Source organism: Micromonospora yangpuensis (assembly GCF_900091615.1).
In the GTDB taxonomy this organism is placed as follows: domain Bacteria; phylum Actinomycetota; class Actinomycetes; order Mycobacteriales; family Micromonosporaceae; genus Micromonospora; species Micromonospora yangpuensis.
Map to the genome: position 1 here is coordinate 4,781,545 of NZ_FMIA01000002.1, position 18,893 is coordinate 4,800,437.

General features: G+C 72.7%; 16 protein-coding genes and 1 tRNA gene. 5 read left to right on the forward strand and 12 right to left on the reverse strand.

Annotation, left to right across the window (positions count from 1 at the left end; translation table 11 throughout):
• Positions 1 to 38: 38 nt before the first annotated feature.
• Positions 39 to 1,169: a polysaccharide pyruvyl transferase family protein gene (locus GA0070617_RS21505; RefSeq protein WP_091441632.1), complete on the reverse strand. Its 1,131-nt coding sequence runs from the start codon at positions 1,167 to 1,169 to the stop codon at positions 39 to 41.
• 132 nt (positions 1,170 to 1,301) lie between these two features.
• A complete protein-coding gene (locus GA0070617_RS21510; RefSeq protein ID WP_091441635.1) occupies positions 1,302 to 1,934 on the reverse strand; it encodes a TetR/AcrR family transcriptional regulator in 633 nt (210 codons plus the stop codon).
• A gap of 80 nt (positions 1,935 to 2,014) precedes the next feature.
• Here GA0070617_RS21510 and GA0070617_RS21515 point away from each other — a divergent pair, with 80 nt between their 5' ends.
• Entirely contained in the window at positions 2,015 to 2,584 is a 570-nt protein-coding gene (locus tag GA0070617_RS21515) for a dihydrofolate reductase family protein (RefSeq protein ID WP_091441637.1), read from the forward strand.
• A gap of 9 nt (positions 2,585 to 2,593) precedes the next feature.
• Here GA0070617_RS21515 and GA0070617_RS21520 read toward each other — a convergent pair whose 3' ends face one another.
• From GA0070617_RS21520 to GA0070617_RS31685, 8 genes are all read right to left on the reverse strand, one after another.
• Complete coding sequence (locus GA0070617_RS21520; protein WP_091441639.1) at positions 2,594 to 3,391, reverse strand: alpha/beta fold hydrolase; 798 nt, start codon at positions 3,389 to 3,391, stop codon at positions 2,594 to 2,596.
• A gap of 91 nt (positions 3,392 to 3,482) precedes the next feature.
• Positions 3,483 to 4,031, reverse strand: coding sequence for a hypothetical protein (locus GA0070617_RS21525; protein ID WP_139135735.1), 549 nt, complete (start codon positions 4,029 to 4,031; stop codon positions 3,483 to 3,485).
• Between the two features lie 46 nt (positions 4,032 to 4,077).
• Positions 4,078 to 4,944, reverse strand: a complete 867-nt coding sequence (locus GA0070617_RS21530) for an alpha/beta fold hydrolase (protein ID WP_229688223.1) — start codon at positions 4,942 to 4,944, stop codon at positions 4,078 to 4,080.
• Between the two features lie 43 nt (positions 4,945 to 4,987).
• On the reverse strand, positions 4,988 to 5,497 hold the full coding sequence (locus GA0070617_RS21535) for a mycothiol transferase (protein WP_091441644.1): 510 nt from the start codon (positions 5,495 to 5,497) through the stop codon (positions 4,988 to 4,990).
• 134 nt (positions 5,498 to 5,631) lie between these two features.
• Positions 5,632 to 5,703, reverse strand: a tRNA-Val gene (locus GA0070617_RS21540).
• A 74-nt stretch (positions 5,704 to 5,777) separates the two neighbouring features.
• Positions 5,778 to 6,245: a peroxiredoxin gene (locus tag GA0070617_RS21545; protein WP_091441646.1), complete on the reverse strand. Its 468-nt coding sequence runs from the start codon at positions 6,243 to 6,245 to the stop codon at positions 5,778 to 5,780.
• Between the two features lie 64 nt (positions 6,246 to 6,309).
• Positions 6,310 to 6,747 (reverse strand): DUF3052 domain-containing protein, encoded by a 438-nt coding sequence (locus tag GA0070617_RS21550; RefSeq protein ID WP_091441648.1) that lies wholly within the window; start codon positions 6,745 to 6,747, stop codon positions 6,310 to 6,312.
• A 110-nt stretch (positions 6,748 to 6,857) separates the two neighbouring features.
• Positions 6,858 to 10,160, reverse strand: coding sequence for a transketolase C-terminal domain-containing protein (locus GA0070617_RS31685; protein ID WP_229688224.1), 3,303 nt, complete (start codon positions 10,158 to 10,160; stop codon positions 6,858 to 6,860).
• Positions 10,161 to 10,418: 258 nt separating this feature from the next.
• Here GA0070617_RS31685 and GA0070617_RS21565 point away from each other — a divergent pair, with 258 nt between their 5' ends.
• Positions 10,419 to 12,098 (forward strand): alkaline phosphatase D family protein, encoded by a 1,680-nt coding sequence (locus GA0070617_RS21565; RefSeq protein ID WP_091441650.1) that lies wholly within the window; start codon positions 10,419 to 10,421, stop codon positions 12,096 to 12,098.
• Between the two features lie 101 nt (positions 12,099 to 12,199).
• On the opposite strand, the gene GA0070617_RS21570 is transcribed toward GA0070617_RS21565, so the two are convergent.
• A complete protein-coding gene (locus GA0070617_RS21570; RefSeq protein WP_175440615.1) occupies positions 12,200 to 12,604 on the reverse strand; it encodes a secondary thiamine-phosphate synthase enzyme YjbQ in 405 nt (134 codons plus the stop codon).
• 129 nt (positions 12,605 to 12,733) lie between these two features.
• Entirely contained in the window at positions 12,734 to 13,066 is a 333-nt protein-coding gene (locus tag GA0070617_RS30735) for a hypothetical protein (RefSeq protein ID WP_091441655.1), read from the reverse strand.
• A 458-nt stretch (positions 13,067 to 13,524) separates the two neighbouring features.
• On the opposite strand from GA0070617_RS30735, the gene aceE reads away from it, so the two are divergent.
• From aceE to GA0070617_RS21590, 3 genes are all read left to right on the forward strand, one after another.
• A complete protein-coding gene (aceE, locus tag GA0070617_RS21580; RefSeq protein ID WP_091441658.1) occupies positions 13,525 to 16,263 on the forward strand; it encodes a pyruvate dehydrogenase (acetyl-transferring), homodimeric type in 2,739 nt (912 codons plus the stop codon).
• 225 nt (positions 16,264 to 16,488) lie between these two features.
• On the forward strand, positions 16,489 to 17,778 hold the full coding sequence (locus tag GA0070617_RS21585; protein WP_091441660.1) for a choice-of-anchor B family protein: 1,290 nt from the start codon (positions 16,489 to 16,491) through the stop codon (positions 17,776 to 17,778).
• Complete coding sequence (locus GA0070617_RS21590; RefSeq protein WP_229688225.1) at positions 17,775 to 18,797, forward strand: hypothetical protein; 1,023 nt, start codon at positions 17,775 to 17,777, stop codon at positions 18,795 to 18,797. The genes GA0070617_RS21585 and GA0070617_RS21590 overlap by 4 nt, the downstream gene beginning before the upstream one ends.
• The last annotated feature ends 96 nt before the right edge of the window (positions 18,798 to 18,893 follow it).

Genomic DNA, 18,893 nt, shown 5'->3' on the forward strand with positions numbered 1-18,893 from the left:
GCCCTTCTCTACCGAAAGCGTTAACAGGGGGCCCTTCCTTACGTGCGGGTGCGGAGGCTGTCTAGCACCGCCCGGGTGACCTGCGAGGTACCCAGGGCCTGGTCGCACACCTCGGCCACCCGGCGCGCGGTGGCCGCCGCCCGTGCCTCGCGCTCGTCCCAGAGCCGGTCCACCTCGGCCAGCAGCGGGCCCTCCACCTCCCGGGCCACGCCCTTGAGCGCCGGCACGCCGAGCCGGTTGGCCAGGTCGAAGACCTTCCCCGCGTACGGCAGGGGCAGGAACGGGGTACCGATCATCGCGGCGAAGATCAGGAAGTGCAGGCGCATCCCGACGGCGAGGTCGAAGTGGCGCATCAGTCCGAGCACCTGCTCGGGTGAGTAGTCGCCGTGCAGGATCCGCCCCCGGTCGGCGGCGGTCATGTGCGACATGACCCCGTGGGAGTGCCGGATGTCGTCGCGTTCCATCGGCACGAAGAGCACGTACGCGTCGACCCGGTGCACCAGGAAGTCGGCGATCTGGGCCAGCAGCCGGTGGTACCCGTCGACGTCGAGCCGTTCGGCGGCCCGGCCGGGTTCCCGTACGCTCATCCCGATCAGCCGGGTGCCGGCCGGCACGCCCTCCTCCCGTAGCAGGTGTGCGGGGAAGTCCGCGGGTTGCAGCAGGAACGCCGGGTCACCGGTGACCGTGATCGGGTTCAGCAGTCCCGCCTCCTCCAGCACCACCCGGGACTCCTGGTCGCGTACCGTCACCTCGACGGCGCTGGCCAGCGTCTCGCGTACCATCGCGGTGTCGACGCCGTCGGTGAGCGGCCCGACGCCGACGGCGTAGGTCAGCAGCGGCAGCCCGCGTTCCTGGGCCACCCGGACCACCCGCAGGTAACGGCGGGCCTCGCGGTCGTAGAGGATGCCGCCGCCGCCGAGGATCAGCAGGTCGAGTTCGCCGAGGATCACCGACGAGTCGACCCGGCTCACCCCCTCCCACGGCACCGCCTCCACGTCGGGGTGGGCGGCCCGGGTGTGCGCGGGGTTGCGGGAGAACACCACGATCCGGGCGTTCGGCTCCTGCTCCCGCAGGTCGTTCAGGAGCCCGGTGAGAATCGCCTCGTCGCCGAGGTTGCGCCCACCGTACGAGCCGAGTACCCCGATGGTCAGTCCGGTACGGTCCGTCATCCCTCACCCCTTTTCGCGCGTCGCGCCGGGCACGATCGGGATGACTTCCCACTGCCGGAGGCGCCATGCCCGGCGGCCACCACGCGTCGGGCCGGCGGGGCCGGGCGGGCAGTCGGCCGGGCCAGGTCGCGGTCAGTCGGACGGGGTCGGCTGGTCGGGGTCGGTCGGGTGCCGAGGGGCGGCCGGGGCCGACGGCGCGGCGGCGACGAGGCGGGACACCAGAGCCGAGACCACCTGGTCGGAGTGGTGTCCGGCGTCGATCGAGGTGGAGAGCAGGTCGAGCAGGAAACCGTCGATGGCGTAGTGCAGCAGGGCGACCTCGAAGGCGCCGCCGGGCAGGCCGGCCGCGACGTGGAAGGCCACGTCGTCGCGGTACCCCCGGCGCAGCGTCCCGCCGAGGATCCGGGCCAGGTCGGGCCGGCGTACCGCCTCCAGGCGCAGCTCGATCAGGGCCCGGGTCAGCTCGGGTTGGGCGGTGGTCCGCTCGACGATGTACCGGACGTAGTCGGTGAACAGCTCCACCGAGGGCTCCCGGGCGGCGAGTTCGGCGACCCGTCGCTCGTCCGGCGCGATGCGTTCCATGATCCGCTCCCCCAGCGCGCCGAGCAGCGCGTCGCGGGAGCGGAAGTAGTTGGACGCGGTGCCGACCGGCACTCCCGCCTCGGCGTCGACGGCCCGGTGGGTCAACCCGCGCGCCCCGGTCGCGGCCAGCACCCGCAGCCCGGCGTCCGCCAGGGCCGCCCGCCGCTGCGGATTCGACGCCATGGCCCCCACCCTAGCAACAACCACAACACCTGTTGTACGTTAAACCACGACATCAGTAGTGGTTAGCCTGGAGGTCGACCGTGCGCAAACTCGTGTACTACGTGGCCAGCACGCTGGACGGGTTCATCGCCGCCCCCGACGGCTCGTACGACTTCTTCCCGCTGGAGCCGGACGTGACCGCCCACCTCGGCGCGGCGTACCCGCAGACCATCCCGACCTTCGCCCACCCGCAGTTCGGCATCGAGCAGCCCACCGGCCGCTTCGACGCGGTGGTGATGGGCCGGGCCACCTACGACCCGGCCCTGACCGCCGGCATCACCAGCCCCTACGCCCACCTGCGGCAGTACGTCGTCAGCCGCAGCCTGCCACCGTCGACCGACCCGGCGGTGGAGATCGTCGCGGGTGACCCGGTCGCCTTCGTCCGTGACCTCAAGGGCCGCGCCGGGGGCGACATCTGGCTCTGCGGCGGCGGGGACCTCGCCGGACAACTCCTGCCCGAGATCGACGAGCTGATCGTCAAGCTGCACCCGATCGTCGCCGGCAGCGGCGTGCCGCTGGTCCGCCGGGACTTCGACCCGCACCGGTTCACCCTGGCCGAGACGACCCCGTTCGACAGTGGACTGATCATCCTGCGCTACCTCACCCGGTGAGGTGGCAGGTCAGGTCGGTTCGCGGACGGGGTGGGTGAGGAAGGGCAGGACCGCCGCCGGCAGCGCCGGGGCGTCCAGGATGTCGTAGTGGGTGAGACCGGGTAGCACCGCCAGCCGGGAGGCGGGCCGGTCGGCACCGTCCCAGCCACCGTCGCGGTGCCCGCCGCCGAGCAGTCCGAAGAACTCCGCCGCGTGCCCGACCGGGATCGAGTCGGCGTCGGCGAAGACCAGCAGCGTCGGGACCGTCAGGGCGGCCACCTCGGCCGACCAGTCGTACTCGCGACGCATCAGCTCACCCGAGCGGGCCCAGAGCCGGGGCCAGTCCTGCGGCCGGGGCGCGATCCGGGCGTACGTCTCGTGCGCCGGCGTACCCCGCATCCGCTCGCCGGTCCGCTCGTCCTGGGCGGCCATCGCGGCCAGCACCGCCGGGTACCACCCGCGCCGCCGGAACGGCGTCGACACCAGCACCAGCCGGCGGAGCAGCCGCGGGTGCTGGATCGCCAGCCGCAGCGCCACCGCACCGCCGAGCGAGTAGCCCAGCAGGTCGGTCTCGCCCAGATCGAGCTGCCCGACCAGCGCGGCGACGTCGTCGGCCATCGTCTCGTACCGCAGCGGCCGGTCGGCGTCCGCCGTCCGGCCGTGCCCCGGCAGGTCCACCGCGACCAGCCGCCGGCGGGCCAGCAGGGCCGGCCGCAGCGCCGCGAAGGACTCCGTCGAGCCGAACCCACCGTGCAGCAGCACCAGCGGCCGGCCGCTGCCGGACACCTCGTAGTACAGCCGCACCCCGTTGACCTGCGCGTAGCCCACGGACCCTCCATCCCGCCGCTTACGCTGCCCGACAGCGCGGCTGAGCACAGCGTGGCCGATCCAGCGGATTCGTGACCCGGTTCGGCCCGAGTCAGTCCCGCCGGGTGATCCCACTCGGGTCCAGCACGGCACGGGCGACGTCCACGAACGAGTCCCGGTGACTCGACCGTTGTCCGATCGCGGCCAGGTGCCCGGCCCGTTCCCGTACCGCCAGCGGCTCGTCGCCCGGCTCCCCACCGCCGAGGCGACGCTGACCGGCGTACTCGGCGTTGACGCTGCGCACCACCGCCCCGGCGGCCTCGGCGACCCGCGCCGGCCCCTCCAGCAGCACCAGGTTGTACGCCTCGTCCAGCGCACGCAGCGCCGGATAGGGCCCGTCGTCGCCGGCCGCACCGGCCCCCAGCCAACCCCGGTCCAACCGCCGGTACGCCCGGTCGCAGGCGGCCAGGAACCCCACGTACGCGTCCCGGCGTACCTGCTCACGGCGCAGCGCGCGCTGCTCGGCGCGGTCCTCCCGGACGGCGGCGAGCTGCCCCGCGACCTGCCGGCGGACGGTCAGGGCGGTGACCAGGCCGGTGAGTCCGGCGGCGGTCAGCGTGGCTAGCGACGTGATCAGGGCGATGGCGACCGTGTCCGGCATGCCGTCCATCATCGCCGGGGCGGGCGTGGTGATGTTCCGGCCGGGGTCACGCCGGGGCGGCCAGGAAGGCGCGTATCCGCTCGGTGACGGCCGGCCAGTCCGGGCCGTACTCGTAGAAGTGGTGGTGGGCCCGGCTTTCCAGCAGCTCGGCCCGGCGGATCCCGGCGACCAGGGCCTCGGCGTGCGCGAACGGCGCCCCGGCGTCGTGCCGGCTGGCGACCACCAGCGTCGGCTGGCCGACCTGGGCGGTGAGATCCGGGTGGGGTCGCAGGTCGTTGCGGAAGCCGGTGCCGGAGCGCATCCGGGAGAAGAGCCAGACCAACCGGGTACGCTGCTCGGCGCTCAATCCGGCCAGCACCTGCCCCGGCGGCAGGGTGGAGAGGCCGCGGAACAGTTGCCGCAGCCCCGCGTCCGGGGCCAGGCGCAGCAGGGCCCGCATCCCGCCCCAGGTCAGGCCCTCGGTGTACGGCGAGAACAGCAGACCCGCCAACAGCCGGGTACGCCGGTCCGGATAGGGCAGCGGACCCAGCGCGCCCTGCGTGATCAGCCGCTCGACCAGGGCCGGATGGCGGGCGGCCAGGGCCACCGCGGTCGGCCCGCCGGCGGAGATCCCCACCACCGCGGCGACCCGCCCGATCCGCAGGTGCCGGCACAGGTCGGCGAGCACGTCGGCGAAGCCGGTGACGCTGGTGCCGGTGGTCAGCGGCGTGTGGCCGTACCCGGGACGCGAGGGTGCCAGCACGGTGAGGTCCGCCTCGGCGTACAGCCGCTCGTCCAGGGCCAGACCGGCCCGCAGGTGCCCGCCGTGCACCACCACGACGACGGCGTCCCCACGCCGGTCCAGCCGGTACTCCACCGGGCCGGCCGGTAGGTGCGCGATGCTCGTCGGATATTCGGTCGTCGATGCCACCACCCGCCAAGAGTAGAAGCCCGGACGCGCCAGCGGGTGCCCGCTTCTACTCCCCGAGCGGGCCGCCTGCCAACTCGACCACGATGTCCAGGTGACCGACGTGGCGGGCGTACTCCTGGACGAGATGGAACAGCACCCGCTCCAGCGGCGGCGGCTCGGCACCGTCCCACCGGGGGCTCGGCGCGCCGACCGTGGACAGGTCGTGGGACAACACCACGGTACGGGTGTGCGCCCCCTGCCTGCGGAGCGCGTCCAGCAACTCCTGCCGGGTCTCCGTCGGTACGACGTGCCAGCGTTGCCCGTGGCGGTCGCCCCACGGGTCGCCGACGTCGCGGCCCTGGAATCCCCACTCGATCCAGCGCAGTTCCACGTACCGCAGGTGTTTGACCAGCTCCAACGGGGTCCAGCCGGACGGCAGCCGACTGCCGCGCAGCTCTGCCTCGGGTAGCGCGGCCACCTTGGCCACTACCTGCTCGCGGAAGTAGTCCAGGTACCGCACGAAGACCTCGGCACGCCCGGCGGCCGGGCCCGTCGGCTCGGGGAACGGCAACGTCATCCGCCCATTGTCCCCGCGCTCACGGGTCTGCCGCTGATACCCCCGGGCCCGCGCGGCTGCCGAGCGGCCGGTCCGAGTGTGAGAGGGGTCCCCTGCTATACCGAAAGCGTTAAGAAGGGGCCCTTCCTTACCGGTGGGCGCGGCAGGTTTCGAACCTGCGACCCCTCGCTTGTAAGGCGAGTGCTCTCCCACTGAGCTACGCGCCCGGTACGCCCCGCCCCGTACGGCGGGCCGGTGGCTGGTCAGCTTACCTGCCGGCCACCGGCCCGGTCGAACGGGATCAGGCGGCGGTGGCCTCCGCCAGGGCCTTGCGCCAGCCCTGCTGGTCACGGGCCTCACCGGGCATGTTCATCTCGGCGAACCGGACCACGCCTGCCTTGTCGATCACGAAGGTGCCCCGGTTGGCGATCCCGGCGACCTCGTTGAAGACCTGGTACGCCTGGGCGACCGCCCCGTGCGGCCAGAAGTCGGCGAGCAGCGGGAACTGGTAGCCCTCCTTCTCGGCCCAGACCTTGTGGGTGTAGACCGAGTCGACGCTGACGGTGAGCACCTGGACATCGTCGTTGACGTACTCGTTGAGGTTGTCCCGCACCTCGCAGAGCTCACCCGAGCAGACGCCGGTGAAGGCGAGGGGGTAGAAGACGAGCAGAACGGTCCGCTTGCCCCGGAAGTCCGACAGCCGGACCTCCTGGTTGTTCTGGTCCTTCAGCACGAAGTCCGGCGCCTCGGCGCCCACCTCGATCGGCATGCCATCTCCCTGGGGGTTGTTCACGGTGAACCACGCCCGCCACCGATGGTGGCGGCCGGGGGTCCTACTTCTTGGCCTTGGCGCCGCGACGCAGCACGAGGCGGGCGCCGCTCCAGTCGCGGCCGGCGCTGATGGTCGAGGTCTGCTGCAGGCCGGCGGTCTGCGCGGACTCGGCCACCTCGCTGGGCTCGACGTGCCCGTCCCGGCCGGCCTTGGGCGTCAACAGCCACACCACGCCGTTGTCGGCCAGCGGGCCGAGGGCGTCGACGAGCAGTTCGAAGAGGTCACCGTCGCCGTCGCGATACCACACCAGTACGGCGTCGACCACCTCGTCGGTGTCCTCGTCGACCAGTTCTCCACAGCGGTCGGTAAGGACGTCGCGGAGATCCTGGTCGACGTCATCGTCGTACCCCATCTCCATGACGACCATCCCCGGTTCGATCCCGAACCGGTCCGCCAGGCTGCGTACCCCGTCGGCGGCCTGACCAGCGGTCGCGCTCACTGTCGCGTGCCTCCTCATCTCGTGCTGGGCGGCGTCGCTCATGACGCCGTCAGGGCAAGTCCACACACTTGTGCCGCCGCGCGCAAGTGGCGCACCGGGTGGAACGGAATTTACCGCGCCAGCAGCGTACGGGCACCCTGGGTGATGGCATCCTCGGACACCAACACCCGGCCAGCCGCCGGACCTAGCGGGACAAAAGAGTCAACTGCTGCTACTCTTCGCGCGGCACCCACATATCCGGCATCGACCAGGGCGGCGATCACCCCCTCACCGACCCCACCGGAGCGCCTGGTCTCGTCCACGACCAGCACCCGACCGGTCGCCGAGGCCTCCCGGATGAGATCGGCCACCGGCAGCGGAGCCAGCCACCGCAGGTCCACCACGCGGGTGCCGATCCCCTCGTCGGCCAGTGCCGACGCCGCCCGCAGCGACATCCACACTCCGTTACCGAACGTGATGATGGTGACATCCTCGGCGGAGCCGACCCCGTACACCCGGGCCCGCCCGACCGGGACGTGCCCGCCGGCCCACCGGCCCGGCTCGGCGTACTCCCCGAGCCACTCGCCGTCGCCCTCGGCGTACAGGTCGCGGGCGTGGTACAGCGCGGCCGGCTCCAGGAACACGCAGACGCTGCCGTCCACCGCCGCGCTGGCCAGGCACGTCCGCAGCATGGGCGCGGCATCGTCCGGCCGTGCCGGCACCGCGATCACCAGACCCGGCACATCCCGGAGTACGGCCACCGAGTTGTCGTCGTGCACCGGGCCACCGAGCCCGTCCGGCGTCGCCAGCCCGGCCACCCGCACCACCATCGGATTGCGGAACGCGCCGGAGGAGAGGAACTGCAGGCCGGCCGCCTCGCCCCGCAACTGGTCCTCGGCGTGGTGCAGGTACGCCAGATACCGGATCTCCGGCACCGGCAGCATCCCGGCCAGGCCGGCACCGAGGGCCAGGCCGAGGATCGAGGTCTCGTCGAGCAACGTGTCGAAGACCCGGGCCGGACCGAACCGGTCCCGCAGCCCCTCGGTCACCCCGTTCACCCCGCCCCGCGCCGCCACGTCGACCCCGAAGACCGCCGCGCCGGAATGGTCCAGCAGCCCGTCGGTGAGCGCCGCGTTGATGCTCTGCGCCAGGGTGAGCGGGCCGGCCAGCTCGGGCGGCTTGCCCCCGAACGCCTCCGCCCGGACCGCCGCCGCCGGACCGGCCGCCCGCGCCGCCGCGTCGGCCACCGCCCGGGCGACCCGCGCCGGCCGGCGGGGGGCCAGCGCCGCGAGCACCTCGACCGGCTCGGCCAGCTTCGGTTCGCCGATGGCCTCCTCGGCCAGCCGACGCACCTGCCAGCCCGCCTCGTCGTACCGGGACAGCAGCTCCTCACCGGTGACGAAGCCGGCCGACACCAGCGACTGAGCGGTGGCCAGCACCGGATCGCGCTCGCCGGCCACGGTGTCGTACTCGTTGCGGGCCTCCTGGCGGTCCCACAGCCGTACCGTGCTCAGGTGCAGCACGGCGGGCCGCCGGTGGCGTCGTACCCAGGCCTGCGCCTCGGCCGCCACCCGGTACGTCCCCACCAGGTCACCACCGTCGGCGGCGAAGTACCGGATGCCGGGGCGCGACCGCAACGCCTGCGTCACCCAGCCCTCGGGTGAACCGAGGCCGTTGTCCTCACAGACGAAGAGCACCGGGATCCGCAGCCCGGTGTGGTCACACCAACCGGCCGCGTTGAACGCCGCAGTGGCATTGGCATGGTTCACCGAGGCGTCGCCGAACGAGCAGACCACGATGGCGTCGGCCGGCCAACCCGACCGCTGCGCCCGGTCGGCGTCCTCGGCGGTGTCGGGGACGTCGAGGCGGCGCAGCCGTTCCAGGGCCAGCCCCAGCCCGACCGCCCGGGGCAGGTACGAGCCGGCCGTGCTCGTCGTCGGCACGACGGCCAGATCGGCCCGGCCGAACACCTTGTGCCGCCCCCCGGCGAGCGGCTCCCGCGCCGAGGCCACCATGCCCCGCAGGACGTCCCGCGCCGCGTCGAGGTACCCGTCCCCGATCGGCCGAGCCCGCACCGAGGCTGCCCCACCCGGCTCCCCCACCGCCGCCGCGTCGGTACCGGCGAACCCATCCACCGGACCACCACCGGCCGCCGCATGGGTGCCGGTGGCCGCACCCGTGCCGGTCGGCGCATGGGTACCGGCCGCCGCATGGGTACCGGTCGGCGCACCCGTGCCGATCGGCGCATGGGTGCCGGTCGGCGCATGCATGCCGGTGGGCGTATGGGTGCCGGTCGTCCCACCCGTGCCGGTCGGCGCATGGGTGCCGGTCGGCGCACCCTCGGGCGTACCCGGATTCTGGTCCGGCCTCGGGCCGCCGCGGGCGTCGGGACGTTGGTCGGTCCCCTGGCCACCGGGGGCGCCCGGAAGTTGGTCCGCGACCGGGTCGCCGGAGGTGGCCGTAGGTTGGTCGGTGAACGGTCCGGCCCGGTTGGTGAACGGTTGGCCGGCAGCCAGGCCTTTGCCCGAACCCGGGCCGGCAGCCAGGTCGTTGCTCGAACCCGAATCCGGGACAGCGGTCGCCGGGGGGATCGCGCCCGAGGTGGCGTGCGGGGTCGCGGTGGCGTGCGGGGTCGCGGTGGCGTGGCCGGCGGGGTCGTCCGCAGCCCGGGTGACGCGGTCGTCGTCGTCCGCAGCCCGGGTGACGCGGTCGTCCGCGGCCCGGTTGACGCGGTCGTCCGCAGCCCGGGTGACGCGGTCGTCCGCAGCCGGCAGGGCGGGGGCGTTCGCGGCCGGCCGGGTGGAGGCGTTCGCGGTCGGCCGGGTGGAGGCGTTCGTGGTCTGGGCCGCGCGGACGCAGTAGAACGCGCCGGAGCGGTGGTGCAGCAGCGCGGGGTCGGTGGGGCGCAGCGCGGCGGCCACCGCGGCGTTGCCCTCGTGCCCGGCCGAGGCGATCGTGTAGAAGCCCTCCCCGAAGCCGTGCAGCCACCGGCCGGCAAGATCCAGTTGCCGGCTGACGACCTGCGCGTCGAACAGGTCGAGTGCCCAGGCTCCGGTCAGTACCGCCTCGGTCTGTCCGTCGGCGGAGGCCGGTTCGGGGACGGTCTGCCCGTCAACGGAGGCCGGATCGGGGACGGTCCGCCCGTCAACGCAGGCCGGATCCGGCGCGGGCCGCCCGTCGGCGGAGGCCGGATCCGGCGCGGGCCGCCCGTCGGCGGAGGCCGGGTCGGGGGCCGGTGGGGTTTGTCCGTTGACGGGCGCCACGTCAGGGGCAGGTGCCGGAGCGGGCCGCCGGTCGGCCGGCTCCGGATCGGTCCCGGTACCCGGTCCCGTGGCCTTTCGGAGCGGCTCACCCAGGTCACGTCGTTGCTGCGGGGCGGTGAGCGCGGCCAACGCCTCCCGGAACCGCTCGTCGAGATCTTGCGGGATGGTCACGTCGGACAGCATTACCGATACTGACCCGCCCCGCCCACTCAGACACGTTCCCCCCTACCGCTTTGGGGAGGTCTGTGGTCGCCATGGCGACCACAGACCTCCCCAAAGTGCAGCCACCCTCGTCGATGGGTGGATCAGGGGGTGAGAGGGGTCCCCTGTTCGACAAAAAGCGATAAGAGGGGGCCCTTCCTTTCACCTTGGGTTCATGGGGGGCGCGGAGGGTGGGGGGAGGTTTGAAGGGGACTTTGGGGAGGAAATGTGGCACTTTCTCGACGTACCGTTCTGCTCTCCGGCGCGACGGTCGGCGCGGTCGGCGCGGTGACCGGCGGGGCGAGCACGGCCGGCGCGACCGGCACCGTGGTCCAGAATCGACGGGCGGTGGGCCGGCCGCTGCGGCAGGATCCGTTCACCCTGGGCGTCGCCTCCGGCGACCCGGCACCGGACGGGTTCGTGCTCTGGACCCGGCTCGCCCCACAGCCGCTGGCCGAGGACGGACTCGGCGGCATGCCCGACCGGGTGGTGAGCGTGCAGTGGGAGATCGCCGCGGACGAGGCCTTCCGCCACCGGGTACAGCAGGGGGTCGTACCGGCCCGGCCGCAGTCGGCGCACAGCGTGCACGTGGAGGTGGCAGGGTTGCTGCCCGGCCGGGAGTACTTCTACCGGTTCCGCGCCGAGGGGTACCTGTCGCCGGTGGGACGCACCCGCACCGCGCCCGCGCCGTCGACCATGCCGGCCGCCCTCGCCATGGCCTTCGCGTCCTGCTCGCAGTACGAGCACGGCTGGTTCACCGCGTACCGGCGGTTGGCCGAGAGCGAACCGGAACTGGTCCTGCACCTGGGCGACTACCAGTACGAGTACGCCAAGGACACGTACACGGTGCCGGGTGGCAACCCGCGTGACCACGAGGGGCCGGAGACCCGCACGCTTGCCAACTACCGGCAGCGGCACGCCCAGTACAAGACCGACGCCGACCTGCAGGCGGCCCACGCGGTGGCCCCCTGGCTGGTGGTCTTCGACGACCACGAGGTCGACAACAACTGGGCCGACGAGATCCCCGAGGCCCCCGATCCGGACTTCCTGGCCCGGCGGGCGGCGGCCTTCCAGGCGTACTACGAGAACATGCCGCTGCGCCGGACCTCGATCCCGCGCGGCATCGACCTGCAGCTCTACCGTCGGGTGCGGTGGGGTCGGCTGGCCACCTTCCACCTGCTCGACACCCGGCAGTACCGCGACGACCAGGCGTGCGGCGACGGGTACCGCGACTGCGCGGCGGCGGCCGAGGAGAACCGGTCGATCACCGGCGCCGAGCAGGAGGCGTGGCTGCTGGACGGCTTCCGCCGAGCCGACGCCCGCTGGGACATCCTCGGCCAGCAGGTCTTCTTCGCCCAACGCGACAACAATGCCGGGCCGCTCACCGTCACCAGCATGGACGCCTGGGACGGCTACGTCGCGTCCCGGGACCGGATCACCCGGGGCTGGGTGGCCGCCGGGGTGCGCAACCCGGTGGTGCTCACCGGCGACGTGCACGCCCACTGGGCCAGCGACCTGAAGCTGGACTACGCCGACCCGACCTCCCGTACCGTCGGTTCGGAGCTGGTCTGCTCCTCGGTCACCTCCGGCGGCGACGGCGCCGACTCGGCCAGCGACTCCCACCCGTTCCTGCGGATCAACCCGCACCTGCGCTTCCAGAACAACCTACGGGGGTACGTCCGCACCACGATCACCCCGGCGCAGCTGGCCGCCGACTTCGAGGTGCTGCCGTACGTCAGCCGGCCGGGCGCGCCGGTGCACACCCGTGCCTCGTTCGTCGTCGAGGACCGGGTGCCCGGCCTGCACCAGACGTACGACCGACCGGTGGACCCGTCGGCGGCGGCCCGCCGGGTCGACCCCGCCGAGGCCACCCGCCAGACCGTCCAGTCCGAAACCCTCCGCCCCTGAGGGGTAAGGAAGGGCCCCTTGTTAACGCTTCCGGTAGAGAAGGGCACCCCTCTCACCACCGGGCCGTCGCCGGTAACAAGGGGCCCTTCCAAACGGCGCGGTCAGGCGGGGAGGAAGGAGAAGCGGACCTGGCGGGTGGGGTTGTCGCCGTTGGTGTCGACCAGGCAGATCGACTGCCAGGTGCCCAGCGCGAGCCGCCCGTCGAGCACCGGCACCGTCGCGTACGGCGGAACGAGGGCGGGCAGTACGTGGTCGCGCCCGTGCCCCCGTGACCCGTGCCGGTGCCGCCAGCGGTCGTCGGTGGGTAGCAGCTCGTCCAGGGCGGTGAGCAGGTCGTCGTCGCTGCCGGCCCCGGTCTCGATGATCGCCAGCCCGGCGGTGGCGTGCGGCACGAAGACGTGCAGGAGCCCGTCGCCCTGCCCGGCGACGAAACTCTCCGCCTCGCCCGTGATGTCCCGAACGGTGGGCCGGGAACCGGTCGATACGGTGATCACCTCACTGCGCATACGGCGCATTCTGCCGCAACCGCCGACGCCCCGCCCGGCTACGGCCGACCGGGCCGGCCCGGCCACGGACGTCTCGGCCGGTCGGCGTCAGCTACCTGACGGACGGCGCGGCCCGCCCCGCCGGGACGCTTACCAACCGCCTCCGCCGGAGTCGCCTGACGAGCCGCCGCTGTCGCCGGACCAGCCCGCGCCGCCGTCGCCGGACCAGCCGCCCGGGTCACCGTGGTACGTCGGATACGTGCCGGGCGTCACGCTCGAATCGGCGTACCCGGGGCCCGGCCGGCGGTAGCCGGTGCCGGAGAGCATCCGCAGCCCGACGGCCAGCAGCACCAGCCCGATCAGCCCCGCCGCCACGAAGAGCGACAGATGCAGGTCGCCGCCGGCCAACCCGAGCACCGCCAACAGCAGGGTGAGCCCACCCACCAGCACCAGCGCGCTCGCCGCCGCCCGCCGCATCGTCATGCCGCTCACGGTAGAACCTCCCGGCAAGACCCCGTGGTACGCCCACAGCCCGCCCCCGCCCGAGTCGGTACGCCGGGCACCGCGCACGGGCATCGTTCTCCCAGAACACCGCAATCCGCCCTCATGGCGCGTCAACGGTGACAATTCACTCCGGCGCACCGGTTGAGGCGCCCTCCGTCCGGTCATCCGTCGACCCGACCGGCCGGCCCCGCCCCGTGCGGCTCCCCTCCTCTGCCGGGTGCGACGCGCCGGGACGTGCGGTGAGCAGGGCACCCCGCTCTACCGAAAGCGTTAACAGGGGGCCCTTCCTTGCAGGTGGGGTGGGGGGTGATGGGGGAAGTTACCGGTGGGTACCTGTGTCGAGGGTCGCGTCTGTGCCGGGCAGAGGTGACGCGGGGTGCCCGCAAAGGGCAGGATGGCGCTAGAGACCTGTCCCACACACAACCGAGGGAACGCCTGTGGCTACGGAACGCAAGCGCCCGGTGATCACCGCTGGTCTGCCGAGCCAGCTTCCGGACATCGACCCAGAAGAGACCGGCGAATGGGTCGAGTCGCTCGACGGGGTCATCGACGAGCGCGGAACCAAACGCGCCCGGTACGTCATGCTCAGCCTGCTGGAGCGGGCCCGTGAGCGCCATGTCGGGGTGCCGTCGCTGACGACCACCGACTACCTGAACACGATCCCGCCCGAGAGCGAACCGTGGTTCCCCGGTGACGAGCACGTCGAGCGGCGGCTGCGGGCCTACGTCCGGTGGAACGCCGCGATGCTGGTGCACCGGGCCCAGCGGCCGGAGATCGGCGTGGGCGGGCACATCTCGACCTTCGCCAGCTCGGCGTCGCTGTACGAGGTGGGCTTCAACCACTTCTTCCGGGGCAAGGAGCATCCCGGCGGCGGTGACCACATCTTCTACCAGGGGCACGCCTCGCCGGGCATGTACGCGCGGGCGTTCCTGGAGGGGCGGCTGACCGAGCACCAGCTCGACGGGTTCCGGCAGGAGCTGTCCCACCCGGGCGGCGGGCTGCCGTCGTACCCGCACCCGAGGCTGATGCCGGACTTCTGGGAGTTCCCCACGGTCTCCATGGGGCTGGGCCCGCTGAACGCCATCTACCAGGCCCGGTTCAACCGGTACCTGCAGCACCGGGGCATCAAGGACACCTCCGACCAGCACGTCTGGGCGTTCCTCGGAGACGGCGAGATGGACGAGGTGGAGTCGCTCGGCGCGATCGGCGTGGCCGCCCGCGAGGAGCTGGACAACCTCACCTTCGTGATCAACTGCAACCTGCAGCGGCTGGACGGCCCGGTCCGGGGCAACGGCAAGATCATGCAGGAGCTGGAGGCGTTCTTCCGGGGTGCCGGGTGGAACGTCATCAAGGTGGTCTGGGGCCGGGAGTGGGACCCGCTGCTCGCGGCGGACACCGACGGTGCGCTGGTCAACCTGATGAACACCACGCCCGACGGTGACTACCAGACCTACAAGGCGGAGTCCGGGGCGTACGTGCGGGAGCACTTCTTCGGTCGTGACCCGCGGACCCGCAAGATGGTCGAGGGCCTCAGCGACGACGAGATCTGGAACCTCAAGCGGGGTGGCCACGACTACCGCAAGCTCTACGCGGCCTACAAGGCGGCGATGGAGCACACCGGGCAGCCGACGGTGATCCTGGCCAAGACGATCAAGGGTTGGACGCTCGGCTCGCACTTCGAGGGCCGCAACGCCACGCACCAGATGAAGAAGCTGACCCTGGACGACCTCAAGCTGTTCCGGGACCGCCTCTACCTGGACATCCCGGACTCGGCGCTGGAGGAGAACCCGTACCTCCCGCCGTACTTCCACCCGGGCGAGAAGTCCGACGAGCTGGCGTACCTGAAGGAGCGGCGGCAGCAGCTCGGCGGCTACCTCCCCTCCCGGCGGACCGCCGGCAAGGCGCTGGCCATTCCCGGCAGCGAGCGGTTCTCCGACGTCAAGCGCGGCTCGGGCAAGCAGAAGGTCGCCACCACGATGGCCTTCGTCCGGCTGCTCAAGGACATCATGAAGGACAAGGAGTTCGGCAAGCGCTGGGTGCCGATCATCCCGGACGAGGCCCGTACCTTCGGGATGGACTCGCTCTTCCCCACGCAGAAGATCTACTCGCCGCACGGCCAGCGCTACACCTCGGTCGACCGGGAGCTGTTCCTGTCGTACAAGGAGGCCACGACGGGGCAGATCCTGCACGAGGGGATCAACGAGGCCGGTTCGGTGGCCTCGTTCACCGCCGCCGGCAGCGCGTACGCCACCCACGGCGAGCCGATGATCCCGCTGTACATCTTCTACTCGATGTTCGGCTTCCAGCGCACCGGCGACGGGTTCTGGGCGGCGGCCGACCAGATGGCCCGGGGCTTCGTGCTCGGCGCCACCGCCGGGCGGACCACGCTCAACGGTGAGGGCCTGCAGCACGAGGACGGGCACTCGCTGCTGCTGGCGGCGACCAACCCGGCGGTGGTCTCCTACGACGCGGCGTTCGCCTTCGAGCTGGCGCACATCGTGGAGAACGGTCTGCACCGGATGTACGGCGAGGACCCGGAGAACATCTTCTACTACCTCACCATCTACAACGAGCCGATCCACCAGCCGGCCGAGCCCGAGGGGGTGGACGTCGAGGGCCTGCTCAAGGGGATCTACCGGTACGCCCCGGCCCCGGCCGTCGACGGACCGAAGGCGCAGATCCTGGCCTCCGGCACCGGCATGCAGTGGGCGCTCAAGGCCCAGCAGCTGCTCGCCCAGGACTGGCAGGTCGCCGCCGACGTCTGGTCGGTGACCTCCTGGACCGAGCTGCGCCGCGACGCGGTGCGGTGCGAGGAGCACAACCTGCTCAACCCCGGTGGCGAGGCGAAGGTGCCGTACCTGCAGGAGAAGCTGGCCGACGCCGAGGGGCCGAAGGTCGCGGTCAGCGACTGGATGCGCGCGGTGCCGGACCTGATCTCCCGCTGGGTGCCCGGTGACTACACCTCGCTGGGCACCGACGGGTTCGGCATGTCCGACACCCGGCACGCGCTGCGCCGGCACTTCCACGTCGACGCCGAGTCGGTGACCGTCGCCACGCTGCGGCAGCTCGCGCTGCGCGGCGCGGTGCCGGCCAACGTCCCGGCCGAGGCGGCCAAGAAGTACGCCATCGACGACGTGAACGCCGCACCGGTCGGCGAGACCGGCGGCGACAGCTAGCCAGGGGTACGCCCCGCAGGGGCCCGGCCCGGTGTGACCACACCGCGCCGGGCCCCTCGCGTGTGCGCCCACCGAGCGGGGCGCGCCCGCCGCACCGGCGACGGTCAGGGTCGGCGGTATGACGCGAACGGTATCGACGATCACCTTCTCGCCGAAACACTCGACATCCAGAATCCTCGATAGGGGATCAGCGTGTTCGGGGTCCCGCGACGGTAGGGAGGCCGCATGCGAGTCGTCCGGATCGGTATCGCCCTGGCGCTCGGCACCCTCGTGGTGTCGATGCTGGGTTCGGGCTCGCCCTCGGTGGCGCACGATCCCGCCACGCCCGCCGGCCGGGCGTCGGCACAGGAGTTCATGGCCCAGCGCGAACCGAGCCAGCGGTTGGCCGCCGTGGCGGCGGCGACCTGCACCAACGGGCAGGCGGCCGGCTACCCGTGCCGCAACGTGGACCTGCTGTCGTTCCTGCCGCTGGCCGACATCGGCGGCAGCCAGGCCAACGACATCTGGGGGTGGCGCGACAGCACCACCGGCAAGGAGTACGCGCTGGTCGGGCGGCGCAACGGCACGTCGTTCGTGGACATCTCCACCCCCACCGCGCCGGTGTACCTGGGCAACCTGCCCGCCCACCAGAACCGCACCGCGATCTGGCGCGACATCAAGGTCTACCGCGACCACGCGTACGTGGTGGCCGACGTCTCCGGGCACGGCATGCAGGTCTTCGACCTGACCCGGCTGCGCGGGGTGACCACCCCGCAGACCTGGACGGCGAACGTGCACTACGCCGGGTTCGGCAACGCGCACAACATCGCCGTCAACGAGGAGACCGGGTACGCGTACGCGGTCGGCACGAACACCTGCAGCGGCGGACTGCACATGGTCGACATCCGGACACCGAAGTCGCCGGTGGCGGCCGGCTGCGTCAGCAACGACGGGTACACCCACGACACCCAGTGCGTGGTGTACCGGGGTCCGGACACCGCGTACACCGGGCGGGAGATCTGCGTCAGCTCCAACGAGGACACCGTCACCGTGGTCGACGTGACCAGCAAGTCCGCGCCCCGGCAGCTGTCCCGGATCGGGTACACCGGGCGGGCGTACACCCACCAGGGCTGGTTCACCGAGAACCAGCGGTACTTCCTGCTCGACGACGAGCTGGACGAGACCCGGCGCGGGGTGCGTACCCAGACCTACCTCTGGGACCTGGCCGACCTGGACAACCCCCGGCACATCGGCACCTACAGCGCCCCGACCGGGGTCCAGGCCACCGACCACAACCAGTACGTCAAGGGCAACTACAGCTACCAGGCCAACTACCGGGCCGGCCTGCGCATCCTGGACCTGCGCAACGTGGCGGCCGGGCAGGCCACCGAGGCGGGCTTCTTCGACGTCTACCCGTCCAGCGACAGCGCCTCGATGAACGGGGCGTGGAGCGTGTACCCGTACCTGCCCAGCGGTGTGGTGGTGGTCAGCGGGATCGAGCAGGGGCTCTTCGTCCTGCGGCCCCGGTTGTCGTGACCGCGACCAGCGACCGGCCGGTGGTGGTGGCGCGGACCGCCACCACCGGCGAGCCGGCGGGACGGCGCGGCCCGGACCCCGGCAACGCGCCGGAGTCGCCGCCGGCCGGGCGGCACGGCCCGGACACCGGCGGCCCGCCGGAGTCGCCGCGCGGCCCGGACCCCGCCGGCCCGCCGGCCGGTCGGGGCTCCCGGTACGCCGCCGCGGTGCTGGTGCTCGGGCTGACCCTGGCGGTCGGCTTCGCCGCCGGCCGCTCCGGCGGGCCGGCCGGGGCGCCGACCGGGCGGGCGGCACCGGCGGCGGGGGCGGCGCACCTCGGCCACGCCCCCGGCGGGCTGGAGGTCTCCCGGGACGGATACACGCTGGCCCTGCAGACCACGGGTCTGACCGTCGGCCGCCCGGGTGAGCTGGTCTTCCGCATCACCGATCCGACCGGCCAGCCGGTGACCGCCTTCCAGGTCACCCACGAACGGACGCTGCACCTGATCGTGGTGGGTCGGGACCTGACCGGGTACCGGCACCTGCACCCGGAGATGGCACCGGACGGCACCTGGCGGACCACCCTCACCCCGGGCGCGGCCGGGCCGCTGCGGGTGATCGCCGACTTCTGGCCGGTCGGCGCGCCGGCGCAGGTCACCCTCGGCGCGGACCTGCCGGTCCCCGGTCGGTACGTGCCCCGGCCACCGCAGGAGCAGCAGGAGACCGTCGTGGTGGACGGCTACACGGTGACCCTCGACGGTGGACTGCGGCCGGGCGAGTCGAACCAGCTCCTGGTCTGGCTGGGCCGCGACGGGCAGCCGGTGAACGACCTGCAACCGCACCTGGGCGCGTACGGGCACCTGGTCGCCCTGCGCCACGGCGACCTGGCCTACCTGCACGTGCACCCGGCCGCGGCCAGCCAGCCCAGTTCGGTGGTGGCCTTCGCGGTGCAGGTGCCGGCGGCCGGCACGTACCGGCTGTTCTTCGAGTTCCGGCACCGCGACGAGGTCCGGACGGTCGGGTTCACGCTCACCGCCTGAGCGCGACCGGCCCGGTCGAGCGGGCAGCGACGGTGGGGCGACGATGGTCCGGCGTCCCTGGCGGGGACGCCGGACCATCACCATCGCGGGTGACGC

Coding starts and splice junctions, on each gene's coding strand:
- GA0070617_RS21570 (WP_175440615.1), bottom strand. CDS start 12,604: ATGCGCAGTGAGGTGATCACCGTATCGACCGGTTCCCGGCCCACCGTT.
- GA0070617_RS21535 (WP_091441644.1), bottom strand. CDS start 5,497: ATGACGTTGCCGTTCCCCGAGCCGACGGGCCCGGCCGCCGGGCGTGCC.
- GA0070617_RS21545 (WP_091441646.1), bottom strand. CDS start 6,245: ATGCCGATCGAGGTGGGCGCCGAGGCGCCGGACTTCGTGCTGAAGGAC.
- GA0070617_RS21525 (WP_139135735.1), bottom strand. CDS start 4,031: ATGCCGGACACGGTCGCCATCGCCCTGATCACGTCGCTAGCCACGCTG.
- GA0070617_RS21510 (WP_091441635.1), bottom strand. CDS start 1,934: ATGGCGTCGAATCCGCAGCGGCGGGCGGCCCTGGCGGACGCCGGGCTG.
- GA0070617_RS30735 (WP_091441655.1), bottom strand. CDS start 13,066: ATGACGATGCGGCGGGCGGCGGCGAGCGCGCTGGTGCTGGTGGGTGGG.
- GA0070617_RS21585 (WP_091441660.1), top strand. CDS start 16,489: ATGCGAGTCGTCCGGATCGGTATCGCCCTGGCGCTCGGCACCCTCGTG.
- GA0070617_RS21505 (WP_091441632.1), bottom strand. CDS start 1,169: ATGACGGACCGTACCGGACTGACCATCGGGGTACTCGGCTCGTACGGT.